Source organism: Qipengyuania marisflavi (assembly GCF_005884405.1).
Lineage (GTDB): Bacteria > Pseudomonadota > Alphaproteobacteria > Sphingomonadales > Sphingomonadaceae > Qipengyuania > Qipengyuania marisflavi.
In genome coordinates this window covers 26,888-46,309 of record NZ_VCAO01000011.1, presented here as the reverse complement: position 1 = coordinate 46,309, position 19,422 = coordinate 26,888, and the positions used below count along the sequence as shown (strand labels likewise).

15 protein-coding genes are annotated in these 19,422 nt (G+C 57.8%); 4 read left to right on the top strand and 11 right to left on the bottom strand.

The window, feature by feature from the left end; all coding sequences use genetic code 11:
- The coding region (locus tag FEV51_RS12620; protein ID WP_138615238.1) for an IS3 family transposase at positions 1 to 261 on the top strand (261 nt) is incomplete at its 5' end.
- Here FEV51_RS12620 and FEV51_RS12615 read toward each other — a convergent pair.
- The 3 genes from FEV51_RS12615 to FEV51_RS12605 are packed head-to-tail and all read right to left on the bottom strand — an operon-like array spanning position 211 to position 3,775.
- Complete coding sequence (locus FEV51_RS12615) at positions 211 to 2,091, bottom strand: AAA family ATPase (protein ID WP_138619427.1); 1,881 nt, start codon at positions 2,089 to 2,091, stop codon at positions 211 to 213. The genes FEV51_RS12620 and FEV51_RS12615 overlap by 51 nt on opposite strands.
- On the bottom strand, positions 2,088 to 2,591 hold the full coding sequence (locus FEV51_RS12610; protein ID WP_010412541.1) for an ABC-three component system middle component 5: 504 nt from the start codon (positions 2,589 to 2,591) through the stop codon (positions 2,088 to 2,090). The genes FEV51_RS12615 and FEV51_RS12610 overlap by 4 nt, the downstream gene beginning before the upstream one ends.
- Positions 2,591 to 3,775, bottom strand: a complete 1,185-nt coding sequence (locus FEV51_RS12605) for an ABC-three component system protein (protein WP_138619425.1) — start codon at positions 3,773 to 3,775, stop codon at positions 2,591 to 2,593. Before FEV51_RS12605 ends, FEV51_RS12610 begins: the two co-directional genes overlap by 1 nt.
- A gap of 241 nt (positions 3,776 to 4,016) precedes the next feature.
- On the opposite strand from FEV51_RS12605, the gene FEV51_RS12600 reads away from it, so the two are divergent.
- From FEV51_RS12600 to FEV51_RS12590, 3 genes are all read left to right on the top strand, one after another.
- Positions 4,017 to 4,769: a restriction endonuclease gene (locus tag FEV51_RS12600; protein WP_010412535.1), complete on the top strand. Its 753-nt coding sequence runs from the start codon at positions 4,017 to 4,019 to the stop codon at positions 4,767 to 4,769.
- 420 nt (positions 4,770 to 5,189) lie between these two features.
- Positions 5,190 to 5,813: a helix-turn-helix domain-containing protein gene (locus FEV51_RS12595; protein WP_010412533.1), complete on the top strand. Its 624-nt coding sequence runs from the start codon at positions 5,190 to 5,192 to the stop codon at positions 5,811 to 5,813.
- Positions 5,810 to 7,024, top strand: a complete 1,215-nt coding sequence (locus FEV51_RS12590; RefSeq protein WP_010412513.1) for a type II toxin-antitoxin system HipA family toxin — start codon at positions 5,810 to 5,812, stop codon at positions 7,022 to 7,024. The genes FEV51_RS12595 and FEV51_RS12590 overlap by 4 nt, the downstream gene beginning before the upstream one ends.
- Before the next feature lie 94 nt (positions 7,025 to 7,118).
- Here the strand turns inward: FEV51_RS12590 and mobF are convergent, their stop codons facing one another.
- From mobF to FEV51_RS12550, 8 genes are all read right to left on the bottom strand, one after another.
- Positions 7,119 to 10,031: a MobF family relaxase gene (mobF, locus tag FEV51_RS12585; RefSeq protein ID WP_010412510.1), complete on the bottom strand. Its 2,913-nt coding sequence runs from the start codon at positions 10,029 to 10,031 to the stop codon at positions 7,119 to 7,121.
- A 48-nt stretch (positions 10,032 to 10,079) separates the two neighbouring features.
- On the bottom strand, positions 10,080 to 12,419 hold the full coding sequence (locus FEV51_RS12580) for a type IV secretion system DNA-binding domain-containing protein (RefSeq protein ID WP_138619431.1): 2,340 nt from the start codon (positions 12,417 to 12,419) through the stop codon (positions 10,080 to 10,082).
- A complete protein-coding gene (locus FEV51_RS12575) occupies positions 12,409 to 12,717 on the bottom strand; it encodes a hypothetical protein (protein ID WP_010412507.1) in 309 nt (102 codons plus the stop codon). The genes FEV51_RS12580 and FEV51_RS12575 overlap by 11 nt, the downstream gene beginning before the upstream one ends.
- 647 nt (positions 12,718 to 13,364) lie before the next feature.
- Positions 13,365 to 13,586, bottom strand: a complete 222-nt coding sequence (locus tag FEV51_RS12570) for a hypothetical protein (RefSeq protein WP_054525571.1) — start codon at positions 13,584 to 13,586, stop codon at positions 13,365 to 13,367.
- 237 nt (positions 13,587 to 13,823) lie between these two features.
- On the bottom strand, positions 13,824 to 14,261 hold the full coding sequence (locus FEV51_RS12565) for a hypothetical protein (protein ID WP_054527753.1): 438 nt from the start codon (positions 14,259 to 14,261) through the stop codon (positions 13,824 to 13,826).
- Positions 14,262 to 14,385: 124 nt separating this feature from the next.
- Entirely contained in the window at positions 14,386 to 14,784 is a 399-nt protein-coding gene (locus FEV51_RS12560; protein ID WP_054527752.1) for a single-stranded DNA-binding protein, read from the bottom strand.
- Between the two features lie 655 nt (positions 14,785 to 15,439).
- Complete coding sequence (locus FEV51_RS12555) at positions 15,440 to 17,116, bottom strand: UvrD-helicase domain-containing protein (protein WP_054525568.1); 1,677 nt, start codon at positions 17,114 to 17,116, stop codon at positions 15,440 to 15,442.
- Positions 17,113 to 19,110 (bottom strand): ATP-dependent nuclease, encoded by a 1,998-nt coding sequence (locus tag FEV51_RS12550; protein ID WP_054525567.1) that lies wholly within the window; start codon positions 19,108 to 19,110, stop codon positions 17,113 to 17,115. Before FEV51_RS12550 ends, FEV51_RS12555 begins: the two co-directional genes overlap by 4 nt.
- Positions 19,111 to 19,422: the final 312 nt, after the last annotated feature.

Below are 19,422 nucleotides of genomic sequence, written 5' to 3'. Positions count from 1 at the left end.
TCCTACGATTATCAAAAGATGCTGCAGGCTTACGGCCTGCGGCCATCGATGAGCGGCAAGGGTAATTGCTATGATAACGCCTCTGTCGAGACATTCTTCAAAAGCCTGAAGGCGGAACTAATCTGGCGGCAGAGCTGGCCAACACGGCGACAAGCCGAGGCCGCCATCTTCCAGTACATCAACGGGTTCTACAATACCCGCCGCCGCCATTCATATCTGGGCGGCATCAGCCCGCTCGCATTCGAAGCCAAAGTGGCATAATGAGATCAGTGACCGGCACAAAACCGTTACAAGTCCAATACGTTGGAAGTTGTGGCTGCGTTCAGTCTGCATTCCCTTGTCTTCAATGTTGTCGAACAGGGCAAACCTGGGGTGGAAAAATTTCTGGTCTTCTCCCGCCGCGAGGAGAAGGCTCAAAATGCACGCATTCTTCAAGATCACATTGCTGCTTTCAGCAAAATTGAGATCCCCGTCGACAGACATTGCATCGTCGGAGAAATTCACGCTGACATCCTGAGCGGTCATGAATTCCGGCTGATCCATGTTGTCTGCGCGAAGCACAGAGGCGGCAATTCGGGAAACGCGTGACAGCGCAACTGATCTGCGTTTTGCGGCACTGAGTTCGAGGGCCTCTTGCCGAGACTTCAGCTTGTCCAGTTCTGCTTGAGCGTCAGCCTTCGCTTCCGAAAGCTCTTTCACGCGCGATGCGGTCACAAGCGACTTTTCGAGATAGTCGATTTCACGAGCAATTTGCCCAATGCGCAAGTTTTGCTCAGCCAGGAAGGCCTCTCGCGGTGACGAGCCATTGTCGTAGCCAGCAGCAAACTCTGCGATCAGTCTCGAATGTTCCGCACGGGCTTTCCTAAGTTTTGCTTTTTCCGCAGAAAGCCGCATTTCCTTTTGCGAATTGAGCTGGCGCGCCTCCCGTTGCTGCATCTCAAAATCGACGCGGATTGCATTGTAACGGGAGCGTTTGTCTTCGGGGTCAATCTCGGAATTGCAGACGTGGCAGGTATGCCCATCAACAGTCGGCGCAAGGTCGGTCAAGCAAGCTGGGCAGTGCGTGAAGTCGATGTCCCCAATCGCAAGCTGCGAGCTCTCAGCCAAGCCGACCTTCTCGATCATCTCTGAGAGAAAATCGAGATATTCCTCCAGATCACCCAGTTGGTAGCCGAGTTGCGACACTTCGCGCTCGAGCGCGCCAATCTGCTTAGCGCTTTTCGAAATTCGGTCGCGCATGCTTCGGCTTTTCGCCAAGAATTCTTTGACTTCATCGCCGTCAATCAGATCATCAACCTGCGAAATCCGTTGAAGCGCAGCTTCTCTCTCTGCCTCACGCTCTCGTATCTCCATTTCCAAAGTAGCGGGTTTGTTCAGAGTTTCATCAGATGGGAGGATCGAGAGTAGCGCCGAAAGCTGCCGACTCACCTCGTCATAGTGCCGCTCCAGTTCACGAATTTCGAGACTGATTTCGTAGCCCTCGTAGTCATTCACACCGCATAGCAGATCGCCAACGGCGCTTCGCATGGTCTTCGTGTCCCACGTGGATTCAAAGCGGAACAATCTGCCGGGGGGTGTATGCTGATCAGAGTATAAGAGGCGCAAAATCTGGTGCATTGTGATGTTTGATGCGCCTTCGCTCTTTGCCTCTGGGATCAACATGGACCTGAAGAGGAGTTGCGAAAAGCTTTCATGGTCCCCTTGTCGATGGACGGGGAATCGCTCCCAGCCGTCCGATCCAGCTTCAACACCCTCTTTGAGCGTGCCGAAGAAAACGCGGATCGGAGAGGTCTTGGAATCTGTGTTTCGCTTGAGCGCTAATCGCCCTTGGCTGGTGAGTATCTCAGCCTGAATCTCGTCACATTGCGCGGGGACCTTCTTCCAGTTGTCGAACTCGCCTCCGAGTACAAAGAAGGCAAAGTCTGCGATCGACGACTTGCCTGACCCATTGTCTCCACGAATGATGTTCACGCCCTCGTGAAACGCTTGATCGTAAACCGGGCGGCCGGATTTCAACACGCGAAGGCGGCGTAGCTGAAGTGTTGGAACGCGCGACGCGATCTCGTCTTTTTCCTGTTCGATCTCGCTCATGCAGCCAGCCTCCTCAGACCTGTCCGCTTCCTGAGCTCTTCAATATTGTCTTCACCGATTGCCAAGATATCAGAGACGATAAACTGCGCGAGCTTGAGTTCAGCAACCGAATGTTTGAGGCGCGTGTCCAGAAGACTGCGAGCATCGTCCGTCAAGCTCAATGCGCGTTTCTCGTAGAGGCGAAGATCGATCAGATTCTTTCCTACCATCGCGCGAATTGCGCGTCGCTGCACCGGCTCCATCTTATGAAAGAGGAGCGGCGCAGCCGGATAACTTAGGAAACTCTTTTCGGGTCGCGCAATGCCTAGCTCTCTGAAGTTGGACCTCACCTGCATGGGCATTGTAACGGAGTGCAGTAACGGCGGACTTGAGAGGAACAAATCTGCCATCTGGGCGCGTTCCATCGAAAGCCCTTCGTCATCGGCAAATGAAAGTATGGCCACCATCCGGCGTATGCAATCGAACGCGTCAAGCTGAGGATACCAGATACGATGCGCCATTACTCAGCATCCCAGCGAATTCGGCACTGCTCGGTAAGAAAGTACAGAGCCTGAAGGACCGTGATTCCCGTGACCGAAGAGTCCTCGGCATACTTCGCGCAAATCGGGTCGATCACGTCAGATTGCAGCGCGACCTGCACCTGATCGTCGGAAGCCCCCTTGCAGATATGCTTCAGATAGATGTTGGTGATGAATCTTTGCTCGACGTCGCTGAGCAGCAGGTCGTGGTCACGACGAGCACTCCCTGAGAGACCTTGGCGATAAAAGCTTTGAGCGAACTGATTTTGGTAGTCATTCGCGATCGAGTATTCGTCTTCTCGGTTCGCATCGATCATCTTGTCGAGCAATGATCTACGATCATTCTCCGAAGCAACGCTGAAATCTGGTGTCTCAAATGATTGGGTTTGAGCGGCAAATTCAGCTTCGGCCTTCTCCACAACCTGCCCGACATGTCTTGCGACACCAAGATACACCTGGTCGTCGCGATCGTCTGGTTTGCATATGGTGATATGATCCTTGTCGACTCCGATAGGGACACAGTTTCCAACACCAGGATCGGACGAGCTGCGGTTGACAACCAAAAGACCGAAAACAGGAATGGTCTCGTAGTAGGTGACGGTTTTGAGCTCGGTACTCGCGTCACAAAGGTCGCGGTAGGCTTGTTTGAGATCGTTCAACACACCCATGCTGTTGGCAAGGAGTTCAATCTTGTTGGAGATCAATCGAGGAAGCACCTTTTTGCCCAAGGTGGCGAGCGATGCTCCTTCGTGGGGTGTAGCGATAAAGACAACCAGCTTAGTGGACTCAGCAATAGTCTTGTGCCCGGAATCGCTAGAATCCCGCGCCTTCCTCAATACGGACTTAGTGAGAAGGCCACCCAGGCTGTGCGCCACGAAGATCAGCGGCCGATCTCCAAAGCCTTTCGACGTTAGATAGTCCAAAACGCTCGCGGCCCGCTCGAACAAGTCCTGCTCCGTTTTTGCAAACTTGCTGGCCGGGTAGCCTAGGCTGTAAACGCCGAGACGCGGGAATAGTTCGTTGAGCCAAGATGGCCAAAGCTCATCCGACTTGCCGCATTGCCAAGTTTCAGAAGCGTCCCCGCTGAGCCCGTGAACGAAAATCGCATTTGCGACTGCGTCCTCCGCGTGCGAGATCGTCTTCAAATAACTACTTTGGTCACTCATCCACCCCCCATGGCGCCGAATTATCAGCAGCCGCTATATGCCAATTCTAGCGCGGACGGAATCAAAGCACAGAAATTCTCTCTTGAGAATATTGGATTTGACTTCATTTGAAAGTCGTCTCTCAGGCGATTTTATTTTGGGAAGGAATGTGCGGCATTAGGGCGAAATCCGAAGAACGTAAATCGATGCTTGCTGTGGTCGAGTGCTTCTATGAAGCAGAACGTGAGGTTAAGACGGCGCAATGATTACAGAGAGCATTCCCGAAAACTGGCGCGATCTCCAAGCATGCGTAGCTGAGATCCTCAGCCAGTGTGGTTTCAATGTGGACTTGGAGCGAGTCATTGAGCTCGGGCGAGGCAGGGCGGAAATCGACGTATATGCCGAGGAAACGCATCGCGACCGGCTCAACCGGATCATATGCGAATGCAAATATTGGAAAGCAGCGGTACCTCAGCAAATCGTGCATGCGTTTCGGACCGTCACTAGCGATGTCGGAGCCAATGCGGGCTACATTATCGCGCTAAGCGGCTTTCAGTCCGGCGCTCATGAGGCGGTCCAGCGCACTAATTTGCGCCTTGTGACATGGCAGGAATTCCAAGACGAGTTTGAGACAACCTGGCTCGATACGTTCTTCGCACCGACAATTACGACTGAGCTCGATGCCCTCATGACTTACACTGAACCATTCGCTCCAGCATGGTTCGACAAGCTTACTGAGACTGAACGCGAGGCATATGTAGCGCTCGCCCAAGAGCACGTACCACTTGGTGTGCTAGCAATGCGCCTCTCCATATATCACCAAAAACTCAGTCCGGGCGATTTTCCGTTGCTACCAATCCGTGGAAGCAAGCTCGAGACAGAGATACCGAATCTACCCGACAGTCTCTTGGATGCGAAAGGCTACGCCGAGTTGTCTTCGGATCTGCTCAAGCTCGGAACCGCTGCTATCAGTAAATTCAGAGCATACCGCGACCTCGCATTGGAAAGATCCTAGCGAGTGCACGCGAATTTCGGGTGAAGTGGCGTTAGGATTGGCGCGAGACGTTTCTGAAATACAGAGAAACAGGTTCGCGGCTACATTCAGCGCATGTCTTGCCGAACTTCAGCTTTTGGGAGCTGCTCAAGGTCGACTTAATGTCCGAAATGAGGGCGCATTTCCGCCGATGGCTTGCCTGACTGATCGGCAGATCTCTGGACGAGAGCTCCGTCATCGAAAGACCGATGAAAAGGCTGGAAAAAGTTCTGCGAAGTGACGACTGCCCGCGCTTTGTCGCCGTCAATCTCCGCCCATAATATGCGATGACATATGAGGATTCAGAAATTTATGCCTCTACATATTTCTGTTGCCCCTCTCACAAATAAGAGTATATGCTAAAACATATATACGTCGATCAACATATGCAGAAACATATTTATGAGCACGGCAATCGAAGACATCGCCGCAAGCATCAAAGTGGCTCGGATAGCAAAAGGCTTTACCCAGAAACAGCTGGGTGAGCGGGTGGGCTTGCCTCAAAGCCACATCTCCAAAATCGAAGGCGGGAATGTAGACCTACAGATTTCCAGCCTTGTCGAAATAGCGCGCGCGCTCGACCTCGAACTGAAGCTAGTGCCTCGAAGGACCGTACCGGCGATCGAAGGCGTTGTTCGCTCACAGCGCGAAAGAAGCGAGGCCAGTCGAACGCTCGCAACGATTGCCGAAACCAACCGGTTCGCTGAGCGACTACGGCAGAGCTATCCGAGCGTCACCGAGGTGAATGAGTTTCAAAGCGCCCTGAAAGATATCCAGACCATTAATTTCACTCCCGAAACGCTCAAAGCCATCCAGCAGGCTTTGCAGCCCGTCGCTCATCTGAAAAAGCATCTTCAGGACCTCGGCTGGGCGCTTGAGCAAAAAGAAGGAACGAAGAAACTCGCCCAGCAGATCGCGGCATCCACACGTGCCCTACGGCACGTCAGAAACCTGCAGGTTCACTCAATCGATCGAGATAGTGCCCACAGACTGCCTGCTTACCGGCTTGAGGACGACGCCACATGATCAACGCAGCGGCTCTCGATATCTTTCTGGGTGAGACGCGCGTTGGAACCATCGCACGGCTCGATGGAGATGCGAGCATCTTCACATTCGACGAAGTCTACCTTGCCGACCAGAATCGGCCAACGCTGTCGCTCGCCTACAAGGACGCGAATGGCGAGATCATTGATGAGACACGCAGCTATCGAACGAAGATCGAGCCGTTCTTCTCCAACCTCCTTCCCGAAGGAACGCTTCGCGACTACCTGGCTCGCCGCGCGGGCGTGAAAGCCGTGCGCGAGTACAAGCTTCTCGCACAGCTCGGGCACGATCTTCCCGGCGCAGTGCGCGCCGTCGCCGTCGATGCCGAGGAAACGGAGGCCGACGAGCTAGATGAAGAAGCCGCGGAGAAGCAGGCAGAGCGCGCGCTGCGCTTCTCGCTTGCCGGCGTGCAACTCAAATTCTCGGCGGTCAAAGCCCAGGGCAAGAATGGCGGACTGACGATCCCGGTCACAGGCAGCGGCGGCGACTGGATCGTCAAGCTGCCCTCTGCGAGACATCCGGACGTGCCCGAGGCTGAATTCGCAGCGATGAAACTGGCGGCAAAGATCGGGATCGACGTACCTGAAATCGACCTTTTGTCCCTCGATCAGATCGATGGCATACCCGAAGGTATCACCCGTTACGGAGAGTCCGCTTTTGCCATCCGGCGCTTTGACCGGGGGGAAGAAGGACCAGTGCACACCGAAGACTTCGCCCAAGTGTTCGGTGTCTTTGCAGACGATAAATACGAGAATGCGAGCTACCGCCAGATCCTCAATGTGCTGGCGATCGAGACCGATGAGCAAAGCGTGGTCGAATTCGTCCGCCGGCTCACCTACTCGGTGCTGATCGGTAATGGCGACATGCACCTCAAGAACTGGTCGTTGATTTATCCGGACCGGCGCAACGCGCTGCTGGCACCTGCCTATGACTTGCTTTCGACGCTCGCCTATATCCCAGGCGACGATGCTGCGCTCAAATTTGATGGCTCGCGCGAGTGGGCGTCCTACACCTATGATGTACTCGAGGCGATCGCCGACAAGGCAAGGCTGCCTGCAAGGCTGATCACCGCGACAGCGAAGGATGTCGTTGCACGGTTCGATGACGCCTGGAGCAGCGAAAGCGGACACCTGCCCTTCCCCGACGATGTGCGAAGCGCGATTGAGAGGCATCGCAAGACTCTTGCGATCTGAGAGTAGTTCCGAAATCCGGCCGTTCGCGCGCGGGCACGACCCTAAAGTACTGCCGGACCCAACGCGTCTGAAATTTGCTGCGCAAGGCGGCCTTTCAAATCCCGAAATCCAGTGTCTTGCTCTTGCTTCGGGCGATTTCCTTTTCGGCCTTGTTGGCCTCTTCCGGTTTCAGCTGATCAAGTTCGCCGTTTTTCTTTTCTGTCGGGGCCACCTGTGCGGTGACCTCGAGGGCCGAGGCCTTCTCTCCTTTGTTGCGTGCCACGGCTGCTCCGAGCCTGTCCGAACTATCGACGACCAGTGTCAGGTGATCGCGCAGCCTCGTGATCGTCACCAGGAACGTCTTCTGGTTCGACAGGTTGCGCTCGCGGCTGTCCATGACGGCTATGCCGCGATCGGATGTCAGACCCTGCGCCATGTGGGCGTTGAGCGCATAGGCAAGATCGATCCGCTTCAGCATCGGATCGTCCTTTTTGAGCTCGACCTGGTCTCCCTTGGAAGTTTCGAAAGTGACCTTCCCGCCGACAACGGCAACCACCCTGGCCTGGTCGGCATTGAACAGGCCGCGGCGATGATCGTTGCGGGTCCATCGGATCCGGTCGCCTTCATGGATCTCGAGCTTCCTCGGCTCATGCAAAGTCAGATTCTGGTCGCCCTTCCCTGCCCTGATCCGTGCCGGGTCGAACCGGAACCGCTTGCCGCGCTTGTCCGCAACTTCGACCTGCCTGCCCTTCCGGTCCTGTCCCAGGACACGATACTCGCCCGCTGACAGTCCCAGGGCCTGTTGCTTTCTCGAGACCTCGAGCACCCGGCCAGGCTGGTAGGCTGACAGATGTCGCAGTTCTTCGCGGGTCGTGTTGACGCGATCCAGCACTCCAAGCTCGGCCTTGCCCGGTCCGATCTCGCCATTGGCGAGAAGTCCCTGCTGGACGGCAGCATTGACCGCAGAGCGGATGGCGCGGCCCGAAGCGTAGATCGAGGTGCGCGAGCGGGTGTCCTTGTCGAGCGCCAACCAGGTGTTAGCCGCGACCAGCGCGCCATCGCCCCTGGCCTCGAGTGTGTGCGGCTGCAGGTGACGCAGCGCCGTGCGCACATCGCCCGCCTGCGCTGCCGCCTGCGCCTCGCGAACGACAGGGTCGCGCGCGCGCAGGTTGGTCGCCATTTCAGCGCGCGCCATGCCTGTCCGCTGCAGGAGCGCGAAGGGTTTGCCCGCATCGACTGCGCCGAGCTGCTTGCGGTCCCCCATCAGGACCAGGCGGTGAACGTCAGCCAGATTGGCGAGACGGACGAGCTTTTCCTTGTCCTCGTTTGAGACCATCGATGCTTCGTCGAGCACCAGCACATGGTCTTTCAGTGCCGCCTTTGCCTCCGCGCGAAGCGCCGCGTTGCCGGGATCGTCGAGCAGCTTTTTCCAGCCACCAAGAAAGCGGGCCAGCGTCTGCGAGCCGATACCGGTGTCGCGTTCGAGCATCTGGACGAGAGTGTTTTGGATTGCGAGGCCAATGACCGAGTGGCCCTCGTCGCGCAGCACCTCAGCGACTGGCTTCAGAACACTGCTCTTGCCGGCACCGGCAATTCCCTGGACCGCGATCGTTCGATCCTCGGACGTCAGGATCAGCTTCGCCGCCCCGAGCTGACCCTCGTTGAGACGGAACCCCTGCCCTGTCATTGCAGCGGCCTGGACACGATCAGTCGCGCTTTCCGGCTCAACTGCAGATGAGCTCGCACCCTTGCCGGCGGCAACCTCGGACACGATCCGCTGCTCGGTCAGCACCTCGTCACGCGAGGCGAGCCAGTCCTTGTGCTCTCCCATCCCTGCTATGAGATCGCCAGAGCGCACCAAGGCGCGGGTCCGTTTCTCGATATCAGCAATCGTCGCTGGCAACCCGAAATCGAGCGCAGCCTTGTAGAGCGCGGTGCGCTCGAAGGCAGCCTCGCGCTGCGAAAGATGACGCACCGCCGAAGCGACGGCCTGTGCCGCTGCGATCGTTTCACGGTCCTGTCTGAGGACCGACTTGGGCACAAGCGGATCAGCCGGATCGCCCCTGACATGCGCGACGAAGCGTCCCAGCCATGCGCGCCCGCGCTCGACAAGCGAGCCGAACCTGCCAGTTTCGATCGACTGTTTCAGTGAGCGGGTCTGCGCCCGCTCGACCAAGGGCGCGAGGTCCAGCCCGATCGATTTCGCGGTGTCGCTCCATTGCATGCCGAGGGCCTCGCGGTCCTCGATCCCGTCCTTGCTCGCGCGCGTATCGAGCGCGGCGATGCGGCCCGCTTCAAGACCAGAACCGCGCCGTGCATCGAGCACTTCCTGGCGGCGGCTCGAGAACGCCATGACCTGTTCGCGGGTGATACCGCGCGCTTCGAAATTGCCGTGCTTGAGGGTCGGTCCCGGCTCATAGCCAAGCTTCTCGACCGCGACGCGAAAGCGCGCCATTGCGATAGAATTGAGCGTGGTGTTGAGCTGCCAGAGCCGATCATTCTTGAGCGTTCGCCACTTGCCGTCCTTGCCTTGCGTGACATTGGCGATGACCGCATGGAAATGGAGGTTCGGCTCCTGGTTACGGTTGGTGTCGTGCTGGAACAGGCCGATCGCGAGGTTCCCGGTGGCCTGTGTGACGGTTTTGCCTTTCTCGACCATCCGGGTCTCGGCCGCATTCTTCTCAGCCCAGTGCAGCGCTTCGAGGACGGCTTCGCGGTAGGCGGCAATGATCCGCTCATCCTTCCCGACGAGCGCCAGCAGCGACCAGCTCTTGGGAACGGAGAAAGTGAGGTCTGTACCCGGGCGGTGTGCCTGCCCGGGATTGCCGACGCTGCTGCCGTCGGGCAGCTCGCCTCTCAGCAACGCGTCGAACGTTTGGGCCTCGACCTTGCCATTGAGACCAAGGCGCTTTGCACCCTCGCCCACCCACTGCCCCGAACGGTCGGCATCGGCGCTCGCGTAGTAATTGTCCGAGGCGAAGTAGCTCGCCGCGGCCGAAGGCGAGCGGACATTGGCGACGGAAAGCATGTGCTGGGATCACTTTCTCTTGGCCCTCGTCCCCTCCCCTGTTGGGCGTCACATGTCCGGATCAAAGTCCCCGTAATCGTGACCATGGTCCTGCCCCTGATCGGCATCGCGACTCTGCTTCGCTGCACCGCCAAGCAGCGACTTCTGCTGCTCTTCCTGGAGCCTCTGGTCAGCCTTGCCGCGCGCATCCTGCGCCCGCTGATGCGATGCGGGATCGGGAATGTCAGACCTCGCTGAAGGTGCATCCCGTTGCTCCTTGCCGCGTTGCTCCTCGGCTTTCGAAGACAGAGGAAGGTCGGATTGAGCCGGCCACTGAGGGTCTGATGTCCCCCTTTCCTCTTGCGCATTCGGATCGCGACGCTTCCTTGTCTGGTCCGGTCGAGCCTGATCGCCCTTGTTGCTGCGACGGGTCCGGCGCAGTTCCTTTTTGTCTTCCTGGTCGGCTTTCTTTTCAGCGCTGTCGGAGCGATCGTGCGCGACCCTCAACCGTCGAGGATCACCATCATTGTCGCCTGTTTCAGAGGCTGCTCCGGCACCGCCACCTGCTCCTTCTTTGTCATCACCGTGGCGGGCCTGTGGTGGTAGCTTAGGCATATCCCGGGGAATGAAGCCTTCGGCCACCCGAGGCCAGTTGCGCGGTTCGAGGACCACGGGTGCCGCCGGAAATCCTTCGGGAAACTTGATGAAACCATGTAGGTTCTTGAGCTTCATCAGCTCGTCGGGAAGCAGCAGTGGGACGACCTGGCGCCGGGGCGTCAGGCTGACCGCATCGCGCGCATTGTTGTAGCCGTAGCTGTATCCTTCCTCCATCTCGCGAACCTCGCGGTGGCCGATAATATCGGAACACCAGGTGGCGGTCTCGCGGTCTGCTGTGCCGAGGATCAGCTTGGTTCGGGCAAGCGAGGACAGGGTCATGGCCATGTTCTCGCCGTAGACATCCTTGAGCTTGGCAAAGGCATGGATCCCGGTGACGATCGCGCCCCCGAAATTGCGCGCGGTCTGGAGGCCCTTCTCGAGCGAAGGCAGGCGATGCAGCGCGCCAAGTTCGTCGATCAGGAACCAGAGCCTGATGTCCCGCGAGCGCTGGCCCGCCATCAGCGTAATGATCGCGGTGTCGAGCCACAGGGTGAGCAGCTGCGAGAGCACGCTCATGTCGATGTAGCGCGCGGACAGAAACAGGATAGAGCGCGGTTCACCTGCCCCGTTGACCCACTCGCGGACCGAAAAGGGCGTCCCGTCTTCGGGCAGCATCTGGAGCGCCTTGGCGTTGACATTGAACACTGCACGCACCGATTCCGCCATGCGCGCCGCGCTCGGCGTGCTGATGGGACCGGCCATGGTATCTTCGACGAGACGGTGCAGATCGGAGAGATCGGCGTTCATGAGTTCGTGGGCGAGCGCGGCGTTGGTGCCCCGCCCTGCTTCGGCGAGCTTGAGACAGGTCTCGACGAACAGCGTGCGCGCGGCGAGCACCCAGAACTGTTCGGCGCCGCCCCCATCGTGCGGGACGAGGGACTCCGCTGCGGCATGGAATTCGGCACGCGTGGAGCAATCGTTGAACACGCTCCAGGCGGGGCAACGCGCGTCGAGCGGGTTGAGAATGATGTCGCGTTTGGGATCGTAGAAGGTTTCGACAAAGGCCCCAGTAAGATCGAAAATGACCGCACGTTCGCCCCGTTCACGGATCTCCCTGGTAAGCTCGGTTAGGACGACGGTCTTGCCTGTCCCGGTTGTGCCAACAAGCATCGCGTGACTCTGCTCAAGCCGCCAGGGCCAGCTGACCCCGGCCAGATGCGCGGGAGAATAGAAGCCCGCATCCCGCAGCGAAGCCGACCCGGCCAGACGCCAGCGCCAGCCCAACGCATCGCCATACTCGCGGGCACGGGCATCGCGGTTGTGTGCAGCGATCTCGCGGCTAAGGTCGCGCAAGGTAGCAAGCTCCGCCCCGCGTACATGCTTCTTTTGTTTGGACTTCTCGCCGAAGCGTTCGGCAACCCACCAGAAGAGCGCGAAGAGCGGCGCAAGAATGAACCCTGCAAGCCACAAGGCGCTGATGACCGCGCTCTGGAAAAGCGCGACCGCTTCGCGCATCGGCGGGTAATCGGTCACCACGGAAATGGGAAATGCGACGAGGCTCCCATCGGCCAGCTTGAGGTTCACAAGCTTGTCTGGATCGAACTCCATGAAGGCATAGCCAGAGGCATAGGCATGCATCCACAGGAGGTAGACATGGTACTCGTCTAGCGCCCCGCTTACGTCCCAATAGACGAGGCCGAGAACGACCAGGAGGGTCACGATCAGGGGCCCCTTGAGGCCTGCGGCAAACATGAAGCCGAAATGCCCGAGGAGCTGGCTGCCACGGGTGAAGTTGACGAGATTATGCTTCATCATCGCCTCCCATGGGTCGGGGTGCAACGATACCGAGGCGCTCCAGCCGGCGCTGGTAGGCTGCGACCGTTCTGTCGCGCAGTGTGCTGTCGGGATGATGCGTAAGCAGCGCATCCAATGCGACCGTGATGAAGATGTTCTGGCGCACTGGATCGGTCGCCGGGGTCCTCAGATCAGCTTCGGTTGCGCGCTGCCAGGCATCGAAGATGCAATCGCAAACAACGATACTCGCGCTGACCCTGCGCTCTTCTGCTTGTTTCCTGATCCATTCGGCGATCAGGGGCGTGACATAGGTCACGAACCGGTGGTGTCTTTGCATTTTTCCAAGTTCCTTGTGTTCAAAGAACCTGGCTCACCCTTCGAAAGGCAAGTGCCACTCTAGGCCGCAGCATGGGGTGTAGGAAAACGGAAAATTCACATCGCTTTTCAGCAGATTAAACGGATCTGTGCCGACTCGGCACGGACGAGAAAGCAAGTGGACCGCATCCGGCACAGAAGATGGTATCAGCGCATTTTCGTGAATTCGTGAAGCAATTCCGCGCCTTCCATTGCAGCACCCGCTGCGTACGGTGTGCCTGTCAAGTTCCAATGTGTGCGGGGCTTTTCAGGAGGCCCTGAGTTCCGTTCAATGGGTTGAATTCTAATCCTTATTCTTGGAGCGCGAGCAATTGTGTCCTCGTAGGGAAAAGCGAGATTCAGGGCGAAAATGCCGGTGGGCTACCAACTGGCCTTAGTTATGTGAGAATCCCCCTCGGCGGGTCATTCCCCAGGCGGGCCAATTGCCCGGTCGTTTGAGAGGATCATAGGGACCAGATAGCCATCACCGGACTGTCCCAAGATCGAATGGAGATGAGGTGCAGAACGATCGGGAATACCCATCTCTCCTAACCCTGCGAACAAGAAAAAAGGCAGGAACCGTTCCCGGTCCCCGCCCTGATCCTACGGTCAGAACTCATCGAGCATTGCCCCATGAACCGTATGCACCACGCGCGCTGCAAGATGCGCAGGAAGCGCGTTGTAGTCACCCTCATCCAAAGCAAAGTATCCGAGTTCTCGGTCCTCAACGATATGCTGATCGAAGAAGCTGTGCAACGCCCGACGCTCTGCCACAGCCAGCGCGGCAAAGTAGCGTTCCGAGTTCGAATTGATCCGAGCAATTGAAGCCATTGTATCCTCCTGATGTCTGCCGTTGACGGCAGGAGCAGGACGGATGGGCGTGCGGCCGGCGGGTCAGGGATCGCCCACTTGGGCGACCGCGAAGCGGCGGTAGGGGTAACGATTTTGTCGGACCGTAGCGTAGCGAAGGGGAGTCAAAATGGTGGGACCCTGCCGTCCTTGACGCGCCTGTTGCACGGCCATCAGAATGGGAGAACGTGAGCCAGGCCCCTCCCCTCCGGTCCCAAGCTAGATAGCTCCCGAGACCTTCTGCGCGACCTCTGTCAGCGTCGCCTGCAGGCGGTTGATCTCCGATAGGCTGGTCCCGCTGGGCACGTATCGCGTCACAAGAAATTCGCGCGACTGCGACATGGCATGCAGGTGTTCCCGCGTCCGCTTCCGCAGCACCAGCCCAAGCTCGACTGCGAGGTCCGCCCTTGCCGCGAGGTTGTGCTGGAGACCCCGGACCTCGCCCGCGCTGTGACCCGATCGGAGAAGGAATGCGTTGAGGTAAAGCTCGACCGCATGAATCGCGACCATGCGAAACGGCGCCCGCGACCTGGGTTCTCCGGGCCGTCCATTCTGCACGAGAAGCTGGGCCGCGATCCGATACTCATTTGCAAGTGCCACAACCTCGGCTGCAGTCGCGGCCTCACCCGGATAGCAAACGATCGCCTGGTCAGTCATGGCGCTCTTCGTAGCACCGCTTTTGCAAACGATTACTGAAAGTTCTTCGGCGTTCCATACGCGAGGAAGGGGCCCTGTCCGGCTGGGACAGGACCCCTTCGGGAGGCGAGATCGAGGTGAGAGTTCAGTCGATCTCGGGAGCGTCCTGGTTGTCGTGATCGTCACCGCTGCCGTTGCCGCGCGAGAGGAAGTCGACCTTGTCGGCGAGGATCTCGGTGCCGTAGCGCGTGCCCCCGTCCTTGTCCTCCCACTGGGTGTAGTGGATGCGGCCCTGAACACTGACCAGCTGACCCTTGGAACAGTACTGGCCGACGGTCTTGGCGAGGCCGTTGAAGCAGGTAACCCGGTGGAACTCGCTTTCCTTGGCGGTGTAGCCGTTCTCGTCCTTGTAGGTCTTGCCGTCCTTGTCGCGCGCAGGGCGATCGGTGACGACAGTGATCCCGGTGACATTGGTGCCGCCCTTGGTCTCGCGGGTGTCGGGATCGCGGGCGATGCGGCCGGTAATGATGGCGATATTGGTCATGATGGTAGTCCTTCAGTTCCTTAAACCGGAGACCATCTCCGGCTTGCGAACATCCAGAAGAAGCAGGGCATGGGAGGACTGCACCGCAGGGGCAAAGCTCCAAGGGAAACCTGTTCATGACGGGTGGTGCGGGCAGGCAGCGCAGCTGCCAACACGGCCGGAAAGGAACGGGTTGCCGTCCTCAGCTGACCTGGTTCAGGACTGTTCGCGACTAAAGCCGGATGGGTATCGGGTGTGGGTCTGCAGGCTCACTTGACCTTTCCTGCAATCAGCTAACGCCATCGCCCTCCGATGCCTCCAGGAGATCCATGAAGTTGCAGGCTGCTTCTCGGTCTTGCTCGTTCTCGAACGCCACATCGAGATCGGGGGCTGACCCGAACATGTGCAGGAACGATCACAGGGCAAAGTGCTCAGCGGCAGCGTAATTTGAGGCAGATAAGTCCGTACTGCGCCCTCTAGGTAGCCTTTCGACATGGCTCGCATCGTCCTTAAAAGTGGTCGTCCGTCGGGCCGATGGACCGCAGTGCAGGAGCAGGATCAAAACGCCGTCGCTGCTGGTGAATCGGAAGTCGCGGTTGGCACGCGCATCGCTGCATAGTTCAACGATGACCTGGGGCTCGTACTAGCGGCCTGTCCAACATGCGCTGCCACTTGATCACATGGCTACCGCGCTGGCCCCGAAAAGCGCCTCGATTTTGGCCTGGGCCCCAACCCCGAGGTCAGCCACAATCAGCTTGTCTTTGGCGCGCGAGCAACAAACATAGAAGAGGTGGCGGGTTCTCCGCTCCCGGCTTTCGCTGGTGTCGGTTCCTGCCAGCAGCTTGCCAAACGAGTATTGGTTCCAGTTCGCGCCAGCGTCATCCAAAACCACGATCACGTTCTGAAATTCATCGCCTTTCACGCCGTGTTTGGTTGAGAACGGCATGCTGTTTTCCAGCACGGCGCGGTAACGACTGACTTCCAGATAGGGCACCGCCAGAAGAAGATCCAGAAAGGCCTGATGCGCTGCCTCGGGCGATCCTGCCTCGGCAGCCACCACAGGGCCTGCCACGGCCGCTTCCAAGTCATCAAGGAGTGTGACCAATTGCGCTGCCCGCAGATGCATTAAGATTGCTTCAATCGTTCCTCCGGCATCAATTAGTTTGATGAGGTCATCTAGGGCCGCCTTCACTCGCGCCTTCTCGGCTGCCCCCGCGATCGGGATCGGGCGTTCCTTCAATGAACTGATAGCGCGCCCCACCCGCCCTTCACGCCAAGCAGTAATAAATGGCTCGACTTTTTTAAGGAAGAAGGCTGCAATCGGGTCTTCGCCGCTCTGAAACTTATCTTGCGTAAAGCTTCCCCGACTGGCGAAGGCTGCCAATAGATCGGCATATCCGGCCTTGCGGGCGATAAGGCGGTGAGTGAGGAATAGAACCTTCAACTCGCCCTGTACACTCCAGCCGAAGACATCCTGCGCTTTCTGGACGGCGAGTTCGGCAATGTCCGCGTCCGGAGCCGTGCCGGTGAGACTGACATACACCGCGCCCCCCGGTAAATTGGCACCCGCTGGCTCCTGCTGAATGTCAGTTCGGACCTTGTTGAGAACGTCGATCACCGCCTTGGAGCACCGATAGTTCTCCTCCTTCTTGATTTGAACCAGCTGTGCCTGCTGATCGGCCGACAATTCGCCGACCCCTCCCGAATAGATGTTCTGCATCTTGTCGCCAAAGAAACCGATCAGCGGGGGATGCTCTGTCTTAAGAAGATGATCCAACAGGGCGGAGACAACCAGCGGATCAGTGTCCTGGTATTCGTCTACAAATATGAACGGGAATCGAGCGGCGACCACTTTCGATAAAAGCGGATGGTCGTGGAACATAATGTGAGCCACGCCCAAAAGGTCGTCGTGAAAAATTCGGCCTTCCAAGAAGTTTGCGCCGCGATCGGAGTAGGCGATCGTCGGTACCGTCTTTAAAGCTTCTGCCAATTCCTCCTGATCTTGCTTTCTGCGGCTGCTTGCAGGCAACCGGTCATTGAACGCAAGAAGGGCGGGCCTCAGCTCTTTCTGAAAGTTTTTGATCGAGGCCCATAAGAAGTCGTGGATCGTTGAGACCACAAACAAGGGGTCGTGCTCTGTACGCTCGATGATCTCATTCTTTGCTACATTCGTGAAAGTAATGCAGGCCACACGCTGGCCTTCCCCGATAACGCTCGAACGGTCCGGTCCTCGAATGAAATCAAGAGCGCGAATGAGGGACGATGTTTTGCCCGAGCCCGCCCCGGCGTCGATCAGGAAGCTCTGTCGCGTGTGCAGACAATCCAGGATTTTTTCGTCCGCTTCCGTCATCATTTTGCGGGATGCTCGGCCAGCCATTGGAGGCCTTGTTGAATATAGAGGGGAATCTCCCAGCCTGGTGCGCCCATCAGATCGAGGGCGAAATCGACCTTCCCGAGCTTGCCGCTCAACTCCCACGCTTGTGCTGTCAGGCCTGCGTCTATCGCTTTCTTGACGGCAGCCTTAGTCGTGCTGAGCTTGGCATGATTGTCAGTCAGCCAAGTGATGTTGGCGTAGATGAATGCTTCCTCGAATGAACGACCACAATGCCCGTCCTGGGTGACCTGATAGGCAACCCGAATGCAGCCTTGCGTCTTGGCCGCATTATCGCAGGCTTGCAATTCTTCGACGGTTTCCTTCTCGGGAATCCATTTGCGGAGACAGGCGTTGCTAGTGCTTTTCCCCGTCGCGACCGGGCATTTTTTTCCTCCGTCATCGACCGAGTCCAGGTCGGTAATGATCAGGCTCGGAATGCCAAGAAAGTCGATGATCGGCTTAAACTTATGGGCGTGCCCCCCGCCCACCTCAGAAATGCTGACATACTGACTTCCGAGCGTCTCGCAGCCAGCCACCTTGGCTTGCTCCTCAATCATCATTGGGAGCAGCAGCCGCTCGACCTGGCCTTCCACGAAGATGGCCTTGTCCGCGAAAAACAGATCGCAATGAGTCAGTCGAACATAGCGGCGCAGGAAGTCGAGAAGGTCGGGGTTGTGTGGTGGCAGCGGTAGCTGCGAAAGGTCCTGCATGACGACCTGACGGCCAACCCTGCGGAAATAGCGCACGGGCTCGAACTCAGAATGAGCGATCATGTGGGACGAGTGTGTGGAGAGCAGAACTTGTGCTGTCGTCCCTCCGTCCGTTTCCAAAACCTTCGAAATCTCGCTGATGAAAACCGTCTGCATCTGCGGGTGCAGGTGCGCCTCGGGTTCTTCAATCGCGATTATATGAACGCGCGGCTTGTCGCCCATCGTCGCGTCGATCGCAGCGCGGAAGGACTCCAGCTGCAGGACAATGTAAATCAGGTTTTTGTAGCCGAGCCCGTTATATTTTTCGGGCAGCTCGAACTCCTCCATTACTCCTTCTTTTTCGGCGTGTTCGCTGGCATAATATATTCGCGCATTGTCACGGTAAATTGTTTCTGCGCTCAGTTCAGCACGTACCCTCAGGTCCGGCGCTTTTTGGCCTGGCGGATAGCCAAAACTCTGAAGGCGCTTCGTCAAACGGCCAAAGGCTTTGCCGTACATCCCCGTAAGGTCGCCTGCGCTCGCCGTGAGTGCATCTTCGATCGCTTGATAACCGGCAGCGTCATCGACCCGATAGAAGCGTTCGTAATGATCGTGGAGAAGTTTTGAGAGCTTCGCGGACCGGCTTCCCTCATCGTCATCGACGTGCCGCTGAGCGGGCACGATGTCGATGCGCAGTAGGGATTTCAGCAAATTGCCGTCTTCGAGTTGTTCCACTTCTTTGCCGTCAGGGGACACTTTGAAGAAAACGCGTTTGAAATGATCTCTGAACGTCTCTTTCAGATAGTCGCACAGCGAGACGTCTTTGCGAGGCCTGGCCCCAAACTCGTCGAGAAGCTTTTTCGCGTTCTCCAGTCGATAGTCGATCCGCATGCGCACTCTGCTTGTGCCAGGCGTAAGGTCCATCAAAAGCTTGGTGGCTGCAACGAGGTCGGCGGGATCTTCGCCATAGGAAAAGGTCAGATCGAGCCGCATACGCGGTGTAAGCCGCCTAAGCAGCTCAATCTTCTTTTCTGGATCAGCTTCAGCCGCAACCTTTCGCTCGATCCGCTTCAGGTCCCGGTGGCGAAGCTGAGAGAGGTCGTGGAAGGAGATTTTAGGAGCCTCGGCTCCTTGCCCGATAAACAGCCGGAGAGCCTCCATTACTGAGGTTTTCCCGCTATTGTTCGGCCCCACCAAAATGGTCGTCGTTTTGTCCTGGGCGAGATCGATTGAGAGTCGGCGCAGCAACCTGAAGTTTCGGATCTTAATGTTCTCAAGGCGCATGCGGTCATTATCTCAAATGGCTCGAAGATCTCGAAGGTGACTGTAGGGCCATCCTGACACAAGGGGGAAGTAGTTTGCTATCGAATTGAACCGGAATCGCCTGTCACTCGATCCCGGGTGGCTTGATGAATTCCGTGATCAGCCGGCGAGCGCGGTGCACTGATCGCTAAACGGGTCACCTGGCTACGGTCCGCTTTCGGTCCAAGGCGTGGCATATCCCGCTCGGGCTCCTTTCCTCTGGGCTTCGAGGCAGACCTTGGGCGTGGGACGCGGTCGTTCATTGTGCATGACAATCACAGTTTGGGTGTAAGT

What these genes read in the sequence shown, in the direction of transcription:
- FEV51_RS12555 (WP_054525568.1), bottom strand. Translation starts at nt 17,116, where the DNA reads ATGATGACGGAAGCGGACGAAAAAATCCTGGATTGTCTGCACACGCGA.
- FEV51_RS12570 (WP_054525571.1), bottom strand. Translation starts at nt 13,586, where the DNA reads ATGGCTTCAATTGCTCGGATCAATTCGAACTCGGAACGCTACTTTGCC.
- FEV51_RS12600 (WP_010412535.1), top strand. Translation starts at nt 4,017, where the DNA reads ATGATTACAGAGAGCATTCCCGAAAACTGGCGCGATCTCCAAGCATGC.
- FEV51_RS12615 (WP_138619427.1), bottom strand. Translation starts at nt 2,091, where the DNA reads ATGAGCGAGATCGAACAGGAAAAAGACGAGATCGCGTCGCGCGTTCCA.
- FEV51_RS12605 (WP_138619425.1), bottom strand. Translation starts at nt 3,775, where the DNA reads ATGAGTGACCAAAGTAGTTATTTGAAGACGATCTCGCACGCGGAGGAC.
- FEV51_RS12590 (WP_010412513.1), top strand. Translation starts at nt 5,810, where the DNA reads ATGATCAACGCAGCGGCTCTCGATATCTTTCTGGGTGAGACGCGCGTT.
- FEV51_RS12565 (WP_054527753.1), bottom strand. Translation starts at nt 14,261, where the DNA reads ATGACTGACCAGGCGATCGTTTGCTATCCGGGTGAGGCCGCGACTGCA.
- mobF (WP_010412510.1), bottom strand. Translation starts at nt 10,031, where the DNA reads ATGCTTTCCGTCGCCAATGTCCGCTCGCCTTCGGCCGCGGCGAGCTAC.
- FEV51_RS12580 (WP_138619431.1), bottom strand. Translation starts at nt 12,419, where the DNA reads ATGAAGCATAATCTCGTCAACTTCACCCGTGGCAGCCAGCTCCTCGGG.
- FEV51_RS12610 (WP_010412541.1), bottom strand. Translation starts at nt 2,591, where the DNA reads ATGGCGCATCGTATCTGGTATCCTCAGCTTGACGCGTTCGATTGCATA.
- FEV51_RS12595 (WP_010412533.1), top strand. Translation starts at nt 5,190, where the DNA reads ATGAGCACGGCAATCGAAGACATCGCCGCAAGCATCAAAGTGGCTCGG.
- FEV51_RS12560 (WP_054527752.1), bottom strand. Translation starts at nt 14,784, where the DNA reads ATGACCAATATCGCCATCATTACCGGCCGCATCGCCCGCGATCCCGAC.
- FEV51_RS12550 (WP_054525567.1), bottom strand. Translation starts at nt 19,110, where the DNA reads ATGCGCCTTGAGAACATTAAGATCCGAAACTTCAGGTTGCTGCGCCGA.